Here is a 19016-nt window from a genome sequence, read left to right on the forward strand (position 1 = left end):
TCCTGCGCGGCGGGGCTCAGCCGGCCAGCTCCTCCTCGAGCTGGCGGCGCATGGCGCTGTAGCGGGCGCGGAAGGCGTCGGCCCCGTCGTCCTGGGCGGCGGGCAGATGCTGGGAGCCCTCGGTGCCGGCGGTCCAGGCGGGCAGCTCGCCCTGCGCGGCCCAGTAGGCCTGGCGCGCACCGCCCAGGGCCACGTACTCATCCGGGGCGGGGACGTCGATATCGACGCCGAGCACATGGGTGAGGGCCGTGCGCAGAGTGGCGGAGCGCGAGCCGCCGCCGATCAGCAGGGCGCGCTCGATCGGGACGTCCAGGGTCCGCAGGACCTCGAGGCAGTCGGCCAGCGAGTTCGCCACGGACAGCACCGAGCTGCGGGCCATGTTCTCGCGCGTGAGCGAGGCGCCCGTGACGCCGTGCCAGCGCCCGGCGGCGTCGGGGAGGTTGGGAGTGCGCTCGCCGTCCAGGTACGGCAGCAGCGTCAGCCCCGCGCAGTCCGGGGCGCCGGCGGCAGCGAGGGCGTCGAACTCGTCCAGGTCGGTGCCGAGCAGGTCCGAGGTCCGGGCCATGACTCGGGCGGCGTTGAGCGTGCACAGCAGCGGCAGGTAGGCGCCGGTGGCGTCGGCGAATCCCGAGGTGACGCCCGTGGGGTCCGCGATCGGGTGCGGGCTGTGGGCGAAGACCGTGCCCGAGGTGCCGACCGAGACCACGACATCGCCGTGGCCGATGCCCAGGCCGAGCCCGCCGCCGGCGTTGTCTCCGCACCCGGCCGAGACCACCGCGCCGGGGCTGTTCGGGAGCCAGTCCGAGGTGATGGTGCCGGCGGAGGCGTGGGGTGCGAGGACCTCGGGGACCTGCGGGGCCGCCCCGAACCAGCGCTCCAGGAGGTCCTCGCGGATCGAGCCGGAGGCGGGGTCGAACCAGCCCGAGCCCGAGGCCTCGGAGCGGTCCGTGATCCAGGCGCCGCCGGTCAGCTCTGAGACCAGCCAGTCGTGCGGCAGGCCCACGCGCTCAACGCGAGCCGCGGCCTCCGGGGCGTTCTCGCGCAGCCAGGCCAGCTTGGTCAGCGTGATGGAGGTGACGGGCGCGGAGCCGGTGGCCTCGACCCAGCCGGAGATCTCGAGCTCCTCGACCATGGCCCGGGCCTGAGGGGCGCTGCGGACGTCGTTCCACAGCAGGGCGTCGTGGACCGGCGCGCCGGCCGAGTCCAGGGCCACCATGCCGTGCTGCTGCGCGGAGACGCCCACGCCCAGCACGTCCGAGCGCCCGCGGGCTCCGGCGGCGTCCCAGGCCTGATTCAGCGCCTTGGTCCATTCCCGGGGGTCCACCGAGGTCCCGTCCGGGTGCGGGGCGGAGCCGCGAGAGAGGATCTGCCCCGTGGCGGCGTCGACGACCATGACCTTGCAGGACTGGGTGGAGGAGTCCACCCCGATGACGGTTCCGCTGATGCTCACTCCAGCTCCTCTGCCGAGACTCTCTGACGGTTCAGCCTAGCGGTCTGCGTCACATCGCAGGGGCCTGCGGCGGCTCCCGGGAGCGCTCGGTCGGCCTCGGCCCTGCGGTGCCGGTGCAGGGCCGGCGGCCGCCCGCTCACTGACCCTCGAGCTCGGCCAGGGCATCCCGCAGCGGGATGTCGCAGACCAGGATGTCGACCAGCCCGGCCCGCACCGCCGCCAGCACGGCCGGGGCGCGCCCGGCGCCGTGGGCGACCGCGATCCGGCGACGGGCCGCACGCAGGTCCGCAAGCGATGCCGCGATCACGGAGTCCTCGACGGGGCCCTCCACCGCGGTGCCGCGGGCGTCGATCAGGTGCCCGGAGATCTCGGCGACCGCGCCGGCCGCCAGGGCCTGCTGACGGTCCTGCTCCTGGATGCGGTCCCACACGGTGGACAGCCCCGGTCCCCAGCCGCCGATCGCGAAGACCGCCAGGTCCAGATCCCCGGCCTGGGCCAGGGTGCGGGCGATCTCCGGGGTCTCGCGCAGGGCTGCCGCGCCCTCACCGGCCACCAGCGGCGCCCACAGGGGAAGCGTCTGCTTGGCGCGCAGCGTGCTCAGCAGCCGGGGGACCGCCTCGGTGGAGTCCGGGGAGGCGATCGCCCCGGCCAGCTGGACCACCACGCTGTCCGAGAGGTCGGGCAGGTGCGGGGCCATGGCCTGGATGATGCGCGACCACGAGATCCCGACGGCGGTCTGGCCTGCGGCGTGCTCGGCCACCGAGGCGGCGAGCTCGCGGGCCAGGGCCTCGGCGCCGCGGGGGGTGTCGGCGGGCTCGACCGAGATCAGCTCCGCGATGCCCAGGGACTGCGCCGTCTCCTGGTCGCGGCCGTCCGACGGCACGGCGATGGTGATGCGCACGATGCCCCGATCGCGGGCCTCCTGCACGAGCGCGGCGACCTGGAAGCGCGAGATGTCGTGTTCCTGGGCGATCTGGACCTTGGACTTCTGATCCAGGAAGTGGGCACGACTGATCTCGGCGAGCAGCGTGAGGTGGGCGCGGTCGTCGGCGCTCGAGGAGGGGGCGGCGTCGGCGGATGGTGCGGTCGGATCCGAGGTCATGGGGGCCACATCTGTGAGGTCGGGTGTTGCTCAGGTGAGTCTATATGACTAGCATCACACTCACCTGAGCGGGATAGAGCGCTCACGTGAGAAGCACCGGATGGGGCCGGGTGCCCGCCCCCACCAGGTCTTCTGCCTCTCGGCCCGGACACCGCTGCCTGGGCCCGTACGAATCCACAGAGGTATCCATGAGCCCTCGTCTCACCTCGCCGCACAGCCCGCCGTGGTCTGTGGGCAGGCGCCAGCTGCTCGGCGGGACCCTCGGTCTCTCCGCACTGGCCCTGACCGGCTGCGGCTCGTCCCAGGGCGACGAGATCGTCGTCGCTATCGTGTCCAACCCGCAGATGCAGGACGCGATCTCCCTGCAGGCCGAGTTCGAGCGGGAGCACCCGGACATCAACGTCCGATTCGTCTCCCTTCCGGAGAACGAGGCCCGTGCCAAGATCACGGCCTCCGTGGCCACCGGCGGCGGCGAGTTCGACGTCGTCATGATCTCCAACTACGAGACCCCCATCTGGGCGGCCAACGGCTGGATCGAGAACCTGCAGCCGTACGCGGAGGCGACCGAGGGCTACGACCCCGAGGACTTCATCGACTCGGTGCGCGCCGCCCTGAGCTACCAGGACAGCCTCTACGCCGTGCCCTTCTACGGGGAGTCGTCGTTCCTGGTCTGGAACAAGGACCTCTTCGAGGCCAAGGGCCTGGAGATGCCGGAGAAGCCCACCTGGGAGCAGATCGGCGAGTTCGCCGCCGAGCTGGCCGATCCCGACCAGGACATCTCCGGGATCTGCCTGCGCGGCCTGGCCGGCTGGGGCGAGATCATGGCCCCGCTGACCACCGTGTACAACACGTTCGGCGGCGGCTGGTTCGACATGGACTGGAACCCCACGCTGACCTCGGACGCCACCAGGAAGGCCACCCAGTTCTACGTGGACCTGGTCCGCGAGCACGGGCAGCCCGGTGCGGCCACCTCCGGCTACGGCGACTGCATCACCCGCTACAGCCAGGGCCAGGCGGCCATGTGGTACGACGCCACGGCCATGGTCTCCTCGGTCGAGGACCCGGCCTCCTCCACGGTCGCCGGGCGCAGCGGGTACGCCCCCGCCCCGGTCATGGAGACCGAGGCCGCGGGCTGGCTCTACTCGTGGTCGCTGGCCATCCCCGCGACCTCGCAGCGCAAGGAGCAGGCCTGGGACTTCATCGCCTGGATGACCAGCAAGGACTACATGAAGCTGGTCGGCGAGGAGATCGGCTGGGAGCGCGTTCCCCCGGGGAGCCGTTACTCGACCTATGAGCTCGAGGGCTACGCCGAGGTCTCCGAGGCCTACGCCAAGCCCACCCTCGACGCCATGGCCGGTGCCTCCCAGGAGACCTCCATGACGCACCCCGTCCCGTACGAGGGCCTGCAGTTCGTGGCGATCCCGGAGTTCCAGGATCTCGGCACCCGCGTGGGCCAGCAGATGTCGGCCGCCGTGGCCGGCCAGAAGAGCGTCGACGAGGCGCTCGAGCAGTCCCAGGAGTACGCCGAGGACGTCGCCGACGTGCACCGCAACAGCTCTGGAGGCAACTGAGATGTCCACCGTGGCCACCCCGTCGGGCACTCGGGCCGCAGAGCCCGCCAGCCGTCGCAGCGTCGAGGAGCGCGCCAAGCGCGACGCCTTCCGCCGCCGTCTTCCGCTGCTGCCCGCGCTGATCTTCACGATCGCGCTGACCCAGCTGCCGTTCCTGATCACCATCTGGTACTCGCTGCGCTCCTGGAACCTCCTCAACGAGGACTCCGACCGTTTCGTCGGCCTGCGCAACTACCTGGCGATCTTCACCGACTCCACGTTCCGCGGCGCGGCGCTCAACTCGATCCTCTACACGCTGGCTTGCGTGCTGTTCGCCCTCATCCTGGGGATGATCTTCGCGCTGCTGCTGGATCGGGCGTTCCTGGGCCGCGGCCTGGCCCGCACTCTGCTGATCACGCCGTTCCTGATCATGCCCGTGGCCTCGGCCATGCTGTGGTCGGTGTCCATGTTCAACCCGTCCTACGGCCTGGTGAACTGGATGATCGGCCTCGTGGGCATCGACCCGGTGGACTGGACCTCCCAGATGCCGCGGATCTCCGTGATCGTGGCGCTGGTGTGGCAGTGGACGCCGTTCATGATGCTGCTGCTCCTGGCCGGTCTGCAGTCCCAGCCCCGCGACGTCCTCGAGGCGGCGCGCGTGGACGGGGCCTCGAGGATCCAGTCCTTCGTCCTCATCACGCTGCCGCACATGCGCCGCTACATCGAGCTGTGCGTCCTGCTCGGCGCGATCTACGTGGTCAACACGTTCGATCAGATCTACCTCATGACCGCAGGCGGACCGGGCACCCAGAGCGCCAACCTGCCGTTCTACATCTACCAGCGAGCCTTCCTGGGCTTCGACGTCGGCCAGGCCGCCGCCATGGGCGTGGTCGTGGTGATCGGCACGATCATCATCGCGACCTGGGCCCTGCGTCTGATGTTCAAGAGCTTCATAACCACGGAGCAGTGACCGACATGACCGCACAGCCCCATGACTCCGTCTCCGCGGAGACGACCTCTGCTCCCTGGGACGCCCAGGACCATGCTCGCGACGACCGGCCCGAGCCGCCCGTGCGCAAGCGTCGCTCCGGCGGCATCGGCGGCGCGGCACTGACCCTCATCACCTGGCTGCTGGCCCTCGGGTTCTTCCTGCCGGTGGCGTGGATGGTGCTGACGTCGTTCAAGCAGGAGGCCGATGCCTCCACGAACCCGCCGACGTTCTTCTTCGCGCCCACGCTGGATCAGTACCGCGCGGTGATCGACGCCGGACTGGGCGACTACATGCTCAACTCCGCGATCGCCACGGTGGCCTCGACCCTCCTGGTCCTGCTGCTCGGCATCCCGGCCGCTTACGCGGTGAGCATCCGCCCGGTCGAGAAGACCTCGGACGTGCTGTTCTTCTTCATCTCCACCAAGATGCTGCCGGTCGTGGCCGTGATCGTCCCGATCTACGTCGTCGCCGGTCAGCTCAAGGTCCTGGACAGCATCTGGACCCTGGTCCTGCTCTACACGGCCATGAACCTGCCGATCGCGGTGTGGATGATGCGCTCGTTCTTCCAGGAGGTCCCCCGGGAGGTCCTTGAGGCCGCGGAGATCGACGGCGCCTCGCTGATGACCACGCTGCGCACGATCCTGATCCCCATGGTGGCCCCGGGCATCGCCTCGACCGCCCTGATCTGCGTGATCTTCGCCTGGAACGAGTTCTTCTTCGCCCTGAACCTCACGGCCGTCGAGGCGGCCACGGTGCCGGTCATGCTCGTCTCGACCATGACTAGCGAGGGCCTGTTCCTGGCTCGGCTCTCCGCCGCCAGCGTCCTGGCGTCGCTGCCGGTGGTCATCGCCGGCTGGGTCGCCCAGAAGCAGCTGGTGCGCGGTCTGTCCATGGGCGCCATCAAGTAGGCCGGCGTCCGGACTCCGCATGACGACGAGCCCCGCGGCCGCTGCGCGCAGCGATCGCGGGGGCTCGTCTCCGTCTCCGCCGCGCTCACCCCCGCAGGGCCGTGACCAGGGGGTATATCGGTGGGCTGGGGGATCGCACGGCTCTCGGTTGATGACACCGCCGAACGATCCCGGCGCATCCCCATCCGAGGAGCTCGTCATGCTGCACGACCGGATCAAGGAATGCCGGCTGCGCGCCGGTCTGTCGCAGGCCCAGCTCGCGACCCGTCTCGGCGTCTCGCGCCAGGCCGTGACGAAGTGGGAATCCGGCCGAGTCGCCGTGCCTCGCGATGGTTCGTCGTCCGTGTCTCGGCGCACCCGGCACCGATGCACGGAGGTCCCCGGCAGAGCGGCTCTGCCGGGGACCTCCGTGTGGTGCGGGTCAGGGGCGCACGACCGCCTTGAGCGCACCGGGGGTGCGGGCCGCGGTGAGGGCGGCCTCGACGTCGTCGAGGCCGTGGACGCTCGTGACGAGCGAGTCCAGGTCCACCGCACCCGAAGCGGCCATGGCCACCGCGGTGGGCCACGTCCCGGCATAGCGGAACGTCCCGGTGATCACGAGCTCGCGGTTCTGCACGAGCGGGACGGGCAGGGCCAGGGTGTCCGCGCCCATGCCGACCAGAACGGCGCGCCCGGCCGGAGCCAGGCGGTGCAGTCCGTCGAGCACGGCGGGCTCAGCGCCCGTCGCGTCGATGAAGGCGTCGAAGCCGCCGCCGTCCGCGCTGTCCGGCTCCGGGGCGCAGCCGGCGGCCCAGGTGCGCGAGGCGCCCCAGGAGGCGGCGACCTCGAGCCGGTCCTCGCGCATGTCCGTCATGGCCACCTCGACGGCTCCGGCGGCCTCTGCGCACGCGGCCGCCAGCAGGCCGATGGGCCCGGCTCCGGCCACGAGCACGCGCGAGCCCAGGCGGACGTGAGCGGCCCGCGATGCGGCGATGCCCACGGACAGCGGCTCGAGCAGTGCGGCGGCGTCATCCGAGACCGAATCCGGCACGCGGTGGCAGAACGCCGCCGGGTGCGCGGCGTACTCGCTGAACACCCCGTCCACGGGAGGCGTGGCGAAGAAGCGCACCGCCGGATCCAGGTTGTACCGCCCGGCCAGCGTCTGCGGGGAGAACGGCTCGGGGATGCCCGGCTCCAGCGATACCCGGGCGCCCAGAAGCGACGGATCAGTGCCCGGCCCCAGCCCGACCACGCGCCCGGACGGCTCGTGGCCGAGGACCAGGGAGCCCTCCACCGCGAAGGGGCCGATGCGGCCGTGCTCGTAGTAGTGCGTGTCCGACCCGCAGACCCCCACGCTCAGCACGCGGATAAGGACCTCACCGGGGCCGGGCTGCGGGACGGGGCGCTGCTCCACGGCGAGATCCCCGATCCCGTGCAGCACGCTGGCGCGCATGGAATCGGGGATCTCGCGGATCTCGTCGACGGACATCAGTGAGCGTCAGGGAGGCGCTGGCCGGTGGCGGTGTCGAACAGGTGGAGGCGATCGACGGCGGGGACGGTCCAGATGGTGTCGCCGACCTTGACCGCGGAGCGCCCGCCGGTGCGGATCGTGATGCCCTCGGTGGCCTGGTCCTCCTCGGCGATCTCCTCCTCCGCGGCGGAGGAGTGCGTGGTCACCACGGTGTTGGCCGCGGTGACCGGGGCCAGCGAGCTGTAGATGTAGGCGTCGGCGCCGAGCTCCTCGACCGCCTGGACGCTCACGGGCAGGCCCTCGCCCTCGGGTGCCAGCGACAGGTCCTCGGGCCGGATGCCCACGGTGACCTCGGTGCCGCTGAGCGCCTCGCGCTGAGCGGGAGTCAGCTGGACGCGGGTGGTGCCCAGCGACAGGACGCCGTCGGCATCCGGGGCGCTGCGGACCAGGTTCATGGCCGGGGAGCCGATGAATCCGGCCACGAACTCGTTGGCGGGGCGGTCGTAGAGGTTGGCCGGGGTGTCGACCTGCATGAGCTTGCCGGCCTTGAGCACGGCCACCCGGTCGCCCATGGTCATGGCCTCGGTCTGGTCGTGGGTGACGTAGACGGTGGTGACGCCCAGGCGTCGGGTGAGGGAGGCGATCTGGGTGCGGGTCTGCACGCGCAGCTTGGCATCCAGGTTGGACAGCGGCTCGTCCATGAGAAAGACCTTGGGGGAGCGCACGATGGCGCGGCCCATGGCCACGCGCTGGCGCTGTCCGCCCGAGAGGTTCTTGGGCTTGCGGTCCAGGTACTCGGTGAGGTCCAGGATCTCCGCGGCCTCCTCGACCTTGGCCCGGCGCTCGTCGGCGGGGACCTTGGCGATCTTCAGCGCGAAGCCCATGTTCTCCGCGACCGTCATGTGCGGGTACAGGGCGTAGTTCTGGAAGACCATGGCGATGTCGCGGTCGCGGGGGTCGACGTCGGTGACGTCCTGATCGCCGATCAGGATCGAGCCGCGGGTGACGTCCTCGAGTCCCGCCAGCATGCGCAGGGTCGTGGACTTGCCGCAGCCCGACGGGCCCACGAGCACCAGGAACTCGCCGTCGGCGATGTCCAGGCTGAGCTCGGAGACCGAGGGGCTCTCGGCTCCGGGGTACTGACAGGTCACGCGGTCATACGAAACAGTCGCCATGGCGGTTCTCGCTCTCTTCCCGGCAGGTACGTGCCGGACGATCCGTGGAAGCATGTGAGATGGCACACATACAACTGTGAGAGTACACCGGCCCAGATGAGCCGTCACCCCTGTCCGGGGCGTGATCTCGGGCCGATCGCAGGCGTCGTCGGGACCGCGGAGAAGAATCTTGAGAATCTTCCGACGAAACCGCGTCACGATCCGGTCCGGTCGGGGTCTTCACCGTGAGAGCTCGCGAGAGCTCTTGCACCACCGGTGCGGAGAGATGCCGGTCCTCCCCTTGCGGGAGGGCCTCACGGTCCGCCTCGAAGCAGCCGCTGATGGGCAGTCACGGCGCAGGGGAGGACCGGGTGCGGCGACGGGCAGTCGCTGCACCGAGCAGGGGATCGGGCGGGCAGAGTCCGAGACCCTGGAATCCCGGGACGTCCGGGTGGAGGCAGGGCAGTGCCTCCCCGGACGTCCCGGCCCCAGCACGAAGGCCGCCCTTCCCCCGAGGGCGGCCTTCGCCATGTCCGGCCCGCTCGGCAACGCTGGAGTAACTTCTCGAGAACCGCGTCACGATCCGGGCCTGAGCCGGTCTTCACTGTGAGAGCTCGCAAGGGCCCTCCCGGTCACTCGGTGCGAACGTCCTGGCGGGCGGGGCCGCCGAGCGCATCGAGCTCCTCCTGATGGGCAGTCAGAGGGGCGGATGCGGATCGGGTGCTGCGGCTGGTGGGCCGCGGCGCATCGCACCTCCCGGTGGGCAGAGACCGGCTGGTGCACACTCCGGGACGCCTCGGGCAACGGGTGGGCAGACCCGCTCGAGGCGTCCCGGACCCTCCGGATCCGGCCGGCTCCGGGCGATGAACGGGCCGGGTCGCGATCCTCACGCGACCCGGCCCGTTCCTCATCTCGCGCCGCCGATCGGGTGGGCGGGGCTCAGGCCGCCGGCGCTCCCGGACCCAGCGGGATCCCGAGGCTCCACCACAGCAGGAAGAACAGGAACCACACCACCAGGATCGAGATCGCGAACGGCAGCAGCAGGGACATCAGCGTGCCGATCCCGGCTCGTGGGAGCCGCTGCTGGACCACACCCAGGGTCAGGGCGAAGAACGCGTTGAGCGGCGTGATGATGTTGAACGCGGAGTCGCCGATCCGGTACAGCATCTGCGTGGTCTCCGGATTCACGCCCAGGTACATGAACATGGGCACGATCACGGGCGCAACGAGCGTGTACAGCGCCGATCCCGAGGTCAGGAAGAGGTTCAGCACGGCCACGATCGCCACGACGCTGAAGAACAGCACCGGCAGCGGCAGACCGGCGGCCTCGAGCAGGCTCGAGCCGCTGATCGCGATCACGGTGCCCATGTCGGTCCAGGTGAAGAAGGCGATGAACTGCGCCGCCGCGGCCAGCAGGACCAGCAGCGCTGCGATGTCGCGGATGCCGCGGGCCATGAGCTCGGGGATGTCGGCCAGCCTGCGGATGCTCCCGGCGGGGATGCCGTAGGCCGTGCCCGCGACCAGGAACAGCAGGGCGATCGGCCCTGAGATGTCGGTGATCAGCACGGAGCTCAGGGCGCCGGTCTCCTCGACCCCGCGCAGCGGCGAGAACGGCAGCAGCAGCGCCAGGAAGTACAGCGCCACGTACGCGACGGTCGCGATGCCCGCCCACTTCAGCCCGCGGATCTCCTGCGGCTGATAGCTGCGCAGGTTCTCCTGGGAGATCTGCGGGCGGTCGTCGTCATCGTCGGGGGTCTCGGCGGTGCCGTCGCGCTCGGCGGCCAGCTCCGCGGCGTGGATCCGGGCCGTCATCCGGGTCAGCACGCGCTCGGTCACGAAGGTGATGAGCAGGGCGAGCACCACGGCGGAGGCCGCCGAGAAGTAGTAGTTGGCGATGGGGGAGACCTGGTACTCGGGGTCCACGAGCTGGGCCGCCGACGTCGAGATGCCGCCCAGCAGGGGGTCGGTCAGGTTCACCACGAGCGAGGCGTTGAACCCCGCCGAGGCCGAGGCGAACGCGACGACGGCGCCCAGCACCGCCGAGCGGCCCGCCGCCTTGAACGCGGCGGCGCCCAGCGGGATGAGCACCACCGTGATCGCATCGGAGGCGATCGAGCCGGTGACGCCGGCCAGCGCCAGGACGAAGGTCAGCCACCGCGCGGGCACCTTGGCCACGACCACCCGCAGGGCGGTGTTGATCAGTCCGGCGCCGTCGGCCACCGCCACGCCCAGCATCACGACGAGCACCACGCCCAGCGGCGGGAACTCGACGATGTTCGGCACGATGCCGCCGACGATCCGGCGCATCCCCTCGGCGTCGGCCAGGCTCGTCACGGCCACGGTCTCGCCGGTGGTCGGATCCACCGCGCTGGCGCCCAGGCGGGCGAGCAGCTCCGAGAGCGGGACGATCAGGAAGGCGAGGAGGATGAACAGCCAGAACGGATGCGGCAGGCGATTGCCGATCATCTCGATCGCGCCCAGGACCCGGCCGAGCGGCCCGCCCTGGATCAGGGGGCCGCGGCCGGCCGGGGTCTCATCATCGCGGGGCGCGCTCGAGGCCTGGGACATCGACGGGGCTCAGCCCTGCTCGGCGTCCGAGCTCAGCAGCTGCTCGATGTCGCCGCGCAGCTGCTCCGGGGTGGTCTGGGGCGCGTAGCGCTCGACCACGCGGCCGTCGCCGTCGATCAGGAACTTGGCGAAGTTCCACTCGATGTCCGCGCCGTCCTCGCCCTGCTTCTCGGACTTGAGCCAGGCCCACAGCGGGTGCGTGTCGATCCCGTTCACCTCCACCTTCTTGTACAGGGGGAAGTCCACGGAGAACTCGGTGCGGCAGAACTGCTGGATCTGCTCCTCATCGCCGGGCTCCTGCCCGCCGAACTGGTTGCACGGGAAGCCGAGCACGGTGAAGCCGCGGTCCTCGTACTCGTCCTGCAGCTTCTGCAGGCCGTCGTACTGCGACGTCAGCCCGCACTCGCTGGCGGTGTTGACGACCAGCACGACCTGACCGGCGAAGCGGTCGAAGACGTCCTGCGAGCCGACGATGGTGTCGGCGCTGAAGTCGTGGAACGTGGTCAAGGGTTCTCCTGAGGATCTGCCCCGAGACGAGGCCTTCAACGTTCAGCCGGCCCCCACAGCAGCGGGCGAGCCCGCCCCGTCCTTCGCCTGCGGAAGTCACGGAGCGGGCTGCGGGCTCAGCTGCGATCGAGCAGGATCACGTCCAGCTGACGCGGGCCGTGCACGCCCTCGACGCGCTCCAGCTCGATGTCCGAGGTCGCGGAGGGCCCCGAGATCATGGTGATCGGGCGGTCCGGGCCGATCCGCTCGAAGGCCTCGGGGATCAGCTCGACCACCGTGTCCAGCCCGACGATGCACACGTGGTGATCGGGCACCAGGCTCAGCGCGCGGCGGCCTTCATCGGGGGCGGAGGTGAGGAAGATCGTGCCGGTCTCGGCGCACGAGACGGTCGAGGAGCTGACCAGCGCATCGATCTGGGCGAGTCCCCGCGCCGTCAGGGGAGCGCCGTCCGGGCCTTCGTCGCGGACCCGGTTCAGGGACTGCGGCAGCCAGGACTCCTCCAGGCCCTCCGGCACGAGCACGGAGCTCTCGCCCAGCAGCTCGGCCAGGCGCCCCGGCAGGGAGGACAGGTCCTCCCGGTGGACCTCGGCCTTGTAGTCGATCAGCCGGTCCTCGAGCATGTCGACGATCTGCTCCCGGGTGAGCTCGGAGCGGCGGCGGTAGCCCCGCGGGATCGGCGGAGCCGCGGGGGAGTCGGCGATCGAGGCCCGGATGCGGGCCAGGATCTCCGTGCGTGCCTCGGACTGCGATGCGGCGCTCATGCCTGCTCCTGGTTCCGGTCGGTGCTGCGGCGGTCGATGCCGAAGGTCAGATCGGCGGGGTCGCCCACGGTGCGCTCGCTGAGCTGGCTGCCCACGACATCGCCCTCCTGGGGGCGCGGCGGGCGGGCGTCGCCGGAGCGGCGGGCGCGCACGGCCTGGGCGGTCGAGCCCCAGGCGGCGCCGTCTTCGGTGCGCCCGGCCAGGGAGGGGCCCTCGACGGGGCGGGGCTGCGGGGCGGAGGCCGGGGCGCTGTCGCCCAGATCCGCGCGCCGACGCTGCTGCGCATCCCCCTCGTTGTCCTGCCACCAGCTGCGGAAGGACTCGCGCGGCATCACGGGGATGTCGCGCTGCTGCGTCCAGCCGCCCAGCACGCCGGGCATCCAGCTCAGCCCGCCCATGGGCCTGACGGCGGCCCGCCCCAGGGGCAGGGCCTTCTCCGCCAGGCGCATCCGGGTGCCCGAGGACATCGCCAGGCCGGCGGCGCGCATGAGCATGTCCATCTGCGAGGGCATGGCCCCCTGCGTCCGGGCCACGGCCCGGCGCAGGAAGGCCCCGGCCGAGCCGGCCGAGCCCGCCTGGGGGGTCTCGGGCATGGCGTGGCGCTGGCTGGCCTCGGGATTGTGCGCGTGCTGATCCAGCACGAGCGCCTCGTAGCGCTCGGCCGTCTCCCGCTGCGTCTTCTCCTCCCGGCGGCGCTCGCCGTGCTTGGTGCGCACGTCCTCGTCGCGCAGGTGGACCAGGATCGACGGGATGTCGATCTTCACGGGGCACACCTCGTAGCAGCGCCCGCACAGCGACGACGCGTACGGCAGCGAGTCGTTCTCCGCGGCGGCCACGCCCGTGAGCTGCGGGGAGAGGATCGCTCCGATGGGCCCGGGGTAGACGGAGCCGTAGGCGTGGCCGCCCGCGTGCTCGTAGACCGGGCAGACGTTGAGGCAGGCGGAGCAGCGGATGCAGCGCAGGGCGTCGCGGCCCTCCGGGTCCGACAGCACGGCCGAGCGCCCGTTGTCCATCAGGATCAGGTGGAACTCCTGCGGCCCGTCGCCCTCGGTCACCCCGGTCCACATGGAGGTGTAGGGGTTCATGCGCTCGCCGGTCGAGGAGCGCGGCAGCAGCTGGGTGAAGACCTCGAGGTCGGAGAACCGCGGCAGCAGCTTCTCGACGCCCATGACGGTGATCAGGGTCTCCGGCAGCGTCAGGCACATGCGCCCGTTGCCCTCGGACTCCACCACCGTGAGGGTGCCGGACTCGGCGATGCCGAAGTTCGCCCCGGAGATCGCCACGGTGGAGTCCAGGAACTTCTCGCGCAGGTAGCGCCGGGAGGCCTCGGCCAGCACGGCGGGCTCGTCGGTCAGCTCGCGGGTCAGCCCGGGCATCTTCCGGGAGAAGATCTCGCGGATCTGGTCGCGGTTCTTGTGGATGGCCGGGACCAGGATGTGCGACGGCTTGTCCTCGCCGAGCTGCACGATCAGCTCCGCCAGGTCGGTCTCGATCGCGCGGATGCCCTCGGAGTCCAGGTGCTCGTTGAGGCCCATCTCCTGGGTGGCCATCGACTTGACCTTGATGACCTCGTCGACGCCCTTGGCCCGCACGAGGTCGGTGACGATGCGATTGGCCTCCTCGGCGTCGCGGGCCCAGTGCACGATGCCGCCGCGGGCGGTCACGTTGGCCTCGAACTGCTCGAGCAGCTCGGGCATGCGCGCGGCGACCTCCTGCTTGACGGCCGCGCCGGCGTCGCGCAGCTCCTCCCAGTCCGGCAGCTCCCCGACGACGCGGTTGCGCTTGGCGCGGATGGTGTGGGTCGCGTGGCCGATGTTGGCGCGCATCTGCTCATCGCGCAGCTCGTCGCGCGCGTGGGCGGGGAAGGGGGACTCCTCGTAGAGGTTGCCCACTCCGTAGGCGGGCGGCATGGACGGCATGCCGAGCTGGACGGCGGTCATCGTGCGGCTCCTTCAGCGGTCTCGACGGCGGGGGCCTCGGCGCGCGGGCCGATCGACGCGGTGCCCTGCGGGATCGAAAGCTCGGCGATGTCGTCGAGCTCGAGGGGGTTCTGGCGGGTGGAGGCCAGGATCTCGGCCAGGTGGACGGTGCGCACCGGCGTCCTGCGGCGGTGCGCGGCTCCCGACAGGTGCAGCAGGCACGAGGCGTCGCCGCCGGCGCACAGCTCGGTGTCCGTGCGCTCGATGCTGTGCAGCTTGGCCTCGGCCATGGCACCGGAGACATCCGGGTTCTTGAAGGAGAACGTGCCGCCGAAGCCGCAGCACTCGTAGGCGTCGGGCAGCTCGACCAGCTCGAGGTCCTGGACGGAGGAGAGCAGCCGGGTCGGTCGATCGCCCAGTCCGAGCAGGCGCAGGCCGTGGCACGACGGGTGGTAGGTGATCCGGTGCGGGAACCACGATCCGAGCTGGGCGCCGGCATCCGTGACGCCGAGGACGTCGGTCAGCAGCTCGGAGAGCTCGTAGGTCCGGCCGGCGACCTCCTCGGCGCGCTGGGCCAGGGCCTCGTCGCCGCACTCCCGGGCGATCATCGGCTGCTGGTGGCCCAAAGAGGCCACGCAGGAGCCGGACGGGGCGACCGCGACGTCGTAGTCGGTGGCGGTGAACGCCTCGACGTGGTTGCGCACGACGGGCAGCGCGCCGTCGATGTAGCCGCTGTTGACGTGCATCTGGGAGCAGCAGCCCTGCCCCGGCGGGAAGATCACCTCGTGGCCGAGGCGCTCCAGCACGCGGACGGTGGCCAGCGCGACCTTGGGGTACATCGCATCGACGATGCAGGTGGCGAACAGTGCGATCCTCATGGGCCCTCCCGGATGCTCTTCTCCTGACGCGACCGCGATGTGATGCGCATCATGTACAGTCTCGTCAGGATCGTGTGGTCAGACCATACCTGAAACGTGACTCCCGTCGCATCCGAGACCGCTGTCGATCCCGTCAGTCCCCTCCTTCCTCTCACTCTCCGGAGGTCCTCGTGGACACCTACACAGCTCAGGTGGACGCCGTCGGCGGCAGTCTCGGCCTCTCTGCCCTCGTCGGTCTGGTCCCGCTCGTCGTCTTCTTCATCTGCCTGGTCGGGCTCAAGCGCAGCGCCTGGCTCTCGGGCCTGATCGCCCTGGCCTCGGCGCTGCTGGCCGCCGTGCTCGGCTTCGGCATGCCCGCCGGCCTGGCGCTGCTGACGGCCACCCAGGGAGCGGCCTTCGGCCTGTTCCCGATCGTATGGATCGTCGTGATGGCACTGTGGTTCTACCAGGTGACCGTCGCGGCCGGGCGGTTCGAGGACATGCGCTCGATCTTCGACTCGATCGGCGGCGGCGACGTCCGCATCCAGGCGATCCTCATCGCCTTCTGCTTCGGCGGCCTCCTCGAGGCGCTCGCCGGCTTCGGCGCCCCCGTGGCCATCACGGCCACCATGATCATGGCGATCGGGCTCAAGCCGCTGAAGACCGCCACCGTCGTGCTGATCGCCAACACCGCCCCGGTCGCCTTCGGCGCCGTGGCCACCCCGATCACCACCGCCGGGCGCCTGACCGGCATCGACGCCGCGCACATCGGCGCGATCGTCGGGCACCAGGCCCCGTTCTTCGCGCTCGTGGTCCCCATGTTCCTGCTGCTGCTGATCGACGGCATGCGCGGCGTGCGCGATGCCTGGCCGGCGGCCCTGGTCATCGGCGGCTCGTTCGCCGTGGCCCAGTGGTGGACCTCCGTGCACTTCTCCTATGAGCTCACCGACGTCGTCGCCGCCCTCGTGGGCCTGGTCGCAGCCGTCGTGCTGCTGCGCTTCTGGCGCCCCCGCGGTGCCCTGGAGGCCAAGGACCGCCTGGGCATCGAGCACGCGGACTCCGTCTCCGAGCTGACCCCGGCCCGTGTGTGGATGGCCGTGCTCCCCTATGTCCTGGTGGTCGTGGTCTTCGGGATCGCCAAGCTGTGGACCACAGGGGTCGACATCCCCGCCGCCCTGGCCGCGACCGACGTCAAGATCCCCTGGCCGGGGCTGGACGGCCATCTGGTCAACGCCGCCGGAGAGCCGATCGCTGCGACGGTCTACTCCTTCCAGTGGCTGTCCTCGCCGGGCACCCTGCTGCTGATCACCGGGCTGCTCGTCACGGTGATCTACTCCGTGTTCACGCACGGCGGCCGCTTCCCCATGACGATCGGCAAGGGGCTGCGGGAGATCGCGGCCTGCATGTACAAGATGCGGTTCTCCGCGCTGACGATCGTCTCTGTGCTGGCCCTGGCCTACGTCATGAACTTCTCCGGGCAGACCCTGGCGATCGGCACGTTCGTGGCCGGGCTGGGCGCGGCCTTCGCGTTCTTCTCCCCGGTGCTCGGCTGGGTCGGCACCGCAGTGACCGGGTCGGACACCTCGGCCAACGCGCTGTTCTCCAACCTCCAGCAGACGGCCGCCGAGGGCGCCGGGCTGGATCCCGCGCTCATGGTCGCCTCGAACACGACCGGCGGCGTGGTCGGCAAGATGATCTCGCCTCAGTCCCTGGCCATCGCCGCCACCGCGGTGAGCATGCCGGGCAAGGAGTCGGAGATCTTCAAGAAGGTGCTTCCCTGGTCCGTGGGCATGCTGCTGGCGCTGTGCCTGCTGGTCTTCCTGCAGTCCAACGTCCTGGCCTGGATGCTGCCGGTCCAGTGACGGACTCGCAGGCTCGGCTGCGAGCACTCGCCCCGGGGGCGCATCGCCCCCGGGGCGCCGCGCACTCGGTGGTCCTCGAATGGGTCGAGGCCCGGCTGCGCGACGGCGAGCTCTCGGTGGGCGACAAGCTGCCGGCCGAGAGGGCCCTGGCGGAGCTTTTCGAGATCTCGCGGGCCTCCGTGCGCGAGGGCATCCGCGTGCTCGATGCCCTCGGCCTGGTCTCCAGCGAGGTGGGCTCGGGGCCCCGGTCCGGGGCCACTGTCGTGTCCGAGCCGTCGCACGCCCTGGCCTGGGCCCTGCGGATGCACGTGGCCACGCAGGCGCTGCCCATGGCCGACATCGTCGACATGCGCGTCCTGCTGGAGACCCAGTCCATGCAAAGTGCGGGCAGGTCCGACCCTGCGGTGCGCGATGAGATCTGCGGCCGAGCGCGGCAGATCCTGCAGCGCATGGACGAAGGCGTGTCCGAGGAGCTCTTCCACGCCCTCGACGCGGAGTTCCACGTGACCCTCGGCGAGCTGTCCGGCAACGTCGTGATGGTGACCATCCTGACGTCGCTGCGCACGGCAGTTGTCGGCTATGTGGCCGAGGGTGTGGCACGGATCGAGGACTGGCCGAAGCTGCGGCGTCGGCTGCAGGCGCAGCACTGGGAGATCCTCGAGGCCGCCACCCGCGGCGATCATGCGGCCGCGGCCGAGCTGCTGCGCGAGCACATCCTCGACTTCCAGGCGGCGGTCGCCTCCTGAGCGCTGCGCGGACATCGCCCCAGGTGAATGCGGGGTGAACGTCCGAGGGAGGAAATGTGGGCCGTCGTCTTCCCCCAGGTCATCACCATGGTGTGAGCTGGGAGATGTCCGCCTCGGGGCCGCTGATCCGCAGCGAACGCCCCCAACGACGACATCGAGGAGACCACCACCATGCGTCGCACTTCCGTCCTGACCGCCTCTGCCCTCCTGATCGGCCTGGGAGCCGCCTCCGCCGCTCCGGCCATGGCCGCCCCGGCCCCGACCGAGACCGGCCGCACGGTCACCACCACCTCGAGCGAGCGCTTCTACTCCGAGCGCACCACCACTCAGGGCGACTACAAGTTCTCGGACGTCTACTCGGACAGCTTCTCCGAGCGCAAGGTCGAGTCTCAGTACGAGCGCACCGGCGCCGATCCGCTGCGCACCAAGAACGTCCAGTCCGAGTCCAAGGCCGAGTCCTGGAACGAGATCACGGAGCAGGACGCCGACAATTACTACAACACCTACTTCGGCGACCGCGTGACCGAGCGTCACGCCGAGCGCTACTCCGAGGACGCCAAGGGGTACTCCTCGGACCTCTTCGACTCCTCGTTCGGCTACTCGTGGGATGAGACCACCGAGGGCTACGCCGACAGCCCCGAGGGCCAGAACGTGGACTTCTGGGAGAACGAGTGGGACGAGTCCACCGAGGACTCCTCCTGGGGCACCTGGTGAGCTCTGGCAGGTGACCGGCGGTGATCTGACCGTGACCTCACGGTGATCTGCCGCTGGATCACGACACTGCTCAACTGTGGCGGGTCTCATGCGAAGGCCCCGCATCGATCTCGGAATGCCCCATCTGACCTGGGGCGATGCTGGAAGATGCGGGGCCTTCGTCGTGCCCGAGGCGGGCTGCGAGGGCAGTTGCGGACGCCGTCACGTTATTTTCCCGTGACAAACCGTGACCTGTTCGTTACTGTTCTACCCGTGCCGCTCGGACGGGCGGCGCTCCCGAGCGGATCGCCGCATCCTGCTGCCGCTCGGCGAAGATCCCTAAACGGACCTGGCAGGAACGGGGGACCCACTTCCCGGCTCGCGAGAACACGCGGGCCTTGGGGTGAAGCCGAGGCTGTCCACCCATTCCGAGCCTCGGCCGGATCCATCGGATCCGCACCCGACAGCTCACCCCGTAGGCACACTGGAGGAAATAGC

At 70.6% G+C, this 19016-nt stretch carries 15 protein-coding genes, 1 pseudogene and 1 riboswitch; of the genes and pseudogenes, 7 read left to right on the forward strand and 9 right to left on the reverse strand.

Going from position 1 to position 19016, the window contains the following annotated elements:
* Positions 1–16: 16 nt before the first annotated feature.
* Both QSJ40_RS09250 and QSJ40_RS09255 read right to left on the reverse strand, forming a co-directional pair.
* Entirely contained in the window at positions 17–1450 is a 1434-nt protein-coding gene (locus QSJ40_RS09250; protein ID WP_285730435.1) for an FGGY family carbohydrate kinase, read from the reverse strand.
* Between the two features lie 136 nt (positions 1451–1586).
* The gene (locus QSJ40_RS09255; protein ID WP_058871527.1) at positions 1587–2552 is read right to left on the reverse strand and encodes a sugar-binding domain-containing protein; all 966 of its coding nucleotides are present in this window, start codon (positions 2550–2552) and stop codon (positions 1587–1589) included.
* Between the two features lie 188 nt (positions 2553–2740).
* Here QSJ40_RS09255 and QSJ40_RS09260 point away from each other — a divergent pair, with 188 nt between their 5' ends.
* The 4 genes and pseudogenes from QSJ40_RS09260 to QSJ40_RS12805 form a co-directional block, all read left to right on the forward strand.
* Positions 2741–4123, forward strand: a complete 1383-nt coding sequence (locus QSJ40_RS09260) for an ABC transporter substrate-binding protein (RefSeq protein WP_051452656.1) — start codon at positions 2741–2743, stop codon at positions 4121–4123.
* A 1-nt stretch (position 4124) separates the two neighbouring features.
* Positions 4125–5072, forward strand: coding sequence for a carbohydrate ABC transporter permease (locus tag QSJ40_RS09265; protein ID WP_285730439.1), 948 nt, complete (start codon positions 4125–4127; stop codon positions 5070–5072).
* Positions 5073–5077: 5 nt separating this feature from the next.
* Positions 5078–6001, forward strand: a complete 924-nt coding sequence (locus QSJ40_RS09270) for a carbohydrate ABC transporter permease (RefSeq protein WP_285730441.1) — start codon at positions 5078–5080, stop codon at positions 5999–6001.
* A gap of 199 nt (positions 6002–6200) precedes the next feature.
* A pseudogene (locus QSJ40_RS12805) lies at positions 6201–6317 on the forward strand (helix-turn-helix transcriptional regulator); the annotation flags it as partial.
* A gap of 105 nt (positions 6318–6422) precedes the next feature.
* On the opposite strand, the gene QSJ40_RS09275 reads toward QSJ40_RS12805, so the two are convergent.
* The 7 genes from QSJ40_RS09275 to QSJ40_RS09305 all read right to left on the reverse strand — a co-directional run bounded on the left by QSJ40_RS09275 (position 6423) and on the right by QSJ40_RS09305 (position 15238).
* Positions 6423–7469: an NAD(P)-dependent alcohol dehydrogenase gene (locus tag QSJ40_RS09275; protein ID WP_285730443.1), complete on the reverse strand. Its 1047-nt coding sequence runs from the start codon at positions 7467–7469 to the stop codon at positions 6423–6425.
* On the reverse strand, positions 7469–8626 hold the full coding sequence (locus tag QSJ40_RS09280) for an ABC transporter ATP-binding protein (protein ID WP_053446737.1): 1158 nt from the start codon (positions 8624–8626) through the stop codon (positions 7469–7471). Before QSJ40_RS09280 ends, QSJ40_RS09275 begins: the two co-directional genes overlap by 1 nt.
* A 918-nt stretch (positions 8627–9544) precedes the next feature.
* The gene (locus QSJ40_RS09285; protein WP_251714044.1) at positions 9545–11173 is read right to left on the reverse strand and encodes an AbgT family transporter; all 1629 of its coding nucleotides are present in this window, start codon (positions 11171–11173) and stop codon (positions 9545–9547) included.
* A gap of 9 nt (positions 11174–11182) precedes the next feature.
* Positions 11183–11680 (reverse strand): glutathione peroxidase, encoded by a 498-nt coding sequence (locus QSJ40_RS09290; RefSeq protein ID WP_058871524.1) that lies wholly within the window; start codon positions 11678–11680, stop codon positions 11183–11185.
* Positions 11681–11796: 116 nt separating this feature from the next.
* On the reverse strand, positions 11797–12441 hold the full coding sequence (locus tag QSJ40_RS09295) for a LutC/YkgG family protein (protein WP_006215647.1): 645 nt from the start codon (positions 12439–12441) through the stop codon (positions 11797–11799).
* Positions 12438–14381 carry a LutB/LldF family L-lactate oxidation iron-sulfur protein gene (locus tag QSJ40_RS09300; RefSeq protein ID WP_006215648.1) on the reverse strand — a complete coding sequence of 648 codons (1944 nt, stop codon included), beginning with the start codon at positions 14379–14381 and terminating at the stop codon, positions 12438–12440. Before QSJ40_RS09300 ends, QSJ40_RS09295 begins: the two co-directional genes overlap by 4 nt.
* A complete protein-coding gene (locus QSJ40_RS09305; RefSeq protein WP_285730453.1) occupies positions 14378–15238 on the reverse strand; it encodes a (Fe-S)-binding protein in 861 nt (286 codons plus the stop codon). Before QSJ40_RS09305 ends, QSJ40_RS09300 begins: the two co-directional genes overlap by 4 nt.
* A gap of 170 nt (positions 15239–15408) precedes the next feature.
* Here QSJ40_RS09305 and QSJ40_RS09310 point away from each other — a divergent pair, with 170 nt between their 5' ends.
* The 3 genes from QSJ40_RS09310 to QSJ40_RS09320 all read left to right on the forward strand — a co-directional run bounded on the left by QSJ40_RS09310 (position 15409) and on the right by QSJ40_RS09320 (position 18539).
* The gene (locus QSJ40_RS09310; protein ID WP_006215651.1) at positions 15409–17079 is read left to right on the forward strand and encodes an L-lactate permease; all 1671 of its coding nucleotides are present in this window, start codon (positions 15409–15411) and stop codon (positions 17077–17079) included.
* Between the two features lie 68 nt (positions 17080–17147).
* A complete protein-coding gene (locus QSJ40_RS09315; RefSeq protein ID WP_082676971.1) occupies positions 17148–17825 on the forward strand; it encodes a FadR/GntR family transcriptional regulator in 678 nt (225 codons plus the stop codon).
* Between the two features lie 171 nt (positions 17826–17996).
* Positions 17997–18539 carry a hypothetical protein gene (locus QSJ40_RS09320; RefSeq protein WP_053446740.1) on the forward strand — a complete coding sequence of 181 codons (543 nt, stop codon included), beginning with the start codon at positions 17997–17999 and terminating at the stop codon, positions 18537–18539.
* Between the two features lie 305 nt (positions 18540–18844).
* Positions 18845–19015: riboswitch (cyclic di-AMP (ydaO/yuaA leader) on the forward strand.
* Position 19016 lies beyond the last annotated feature (1 nt).

It is taken from the genome of Kocuria sp. NBRC 114282 (assembly GCF_030268385.1).
In the GTDB taxonomy this organism is placed as follows: Bacteria; Actinomycetota; Actinomycetes; order Actinomycetales; family Micrococcaceae; genus Kocuria; species Kocuria palustris.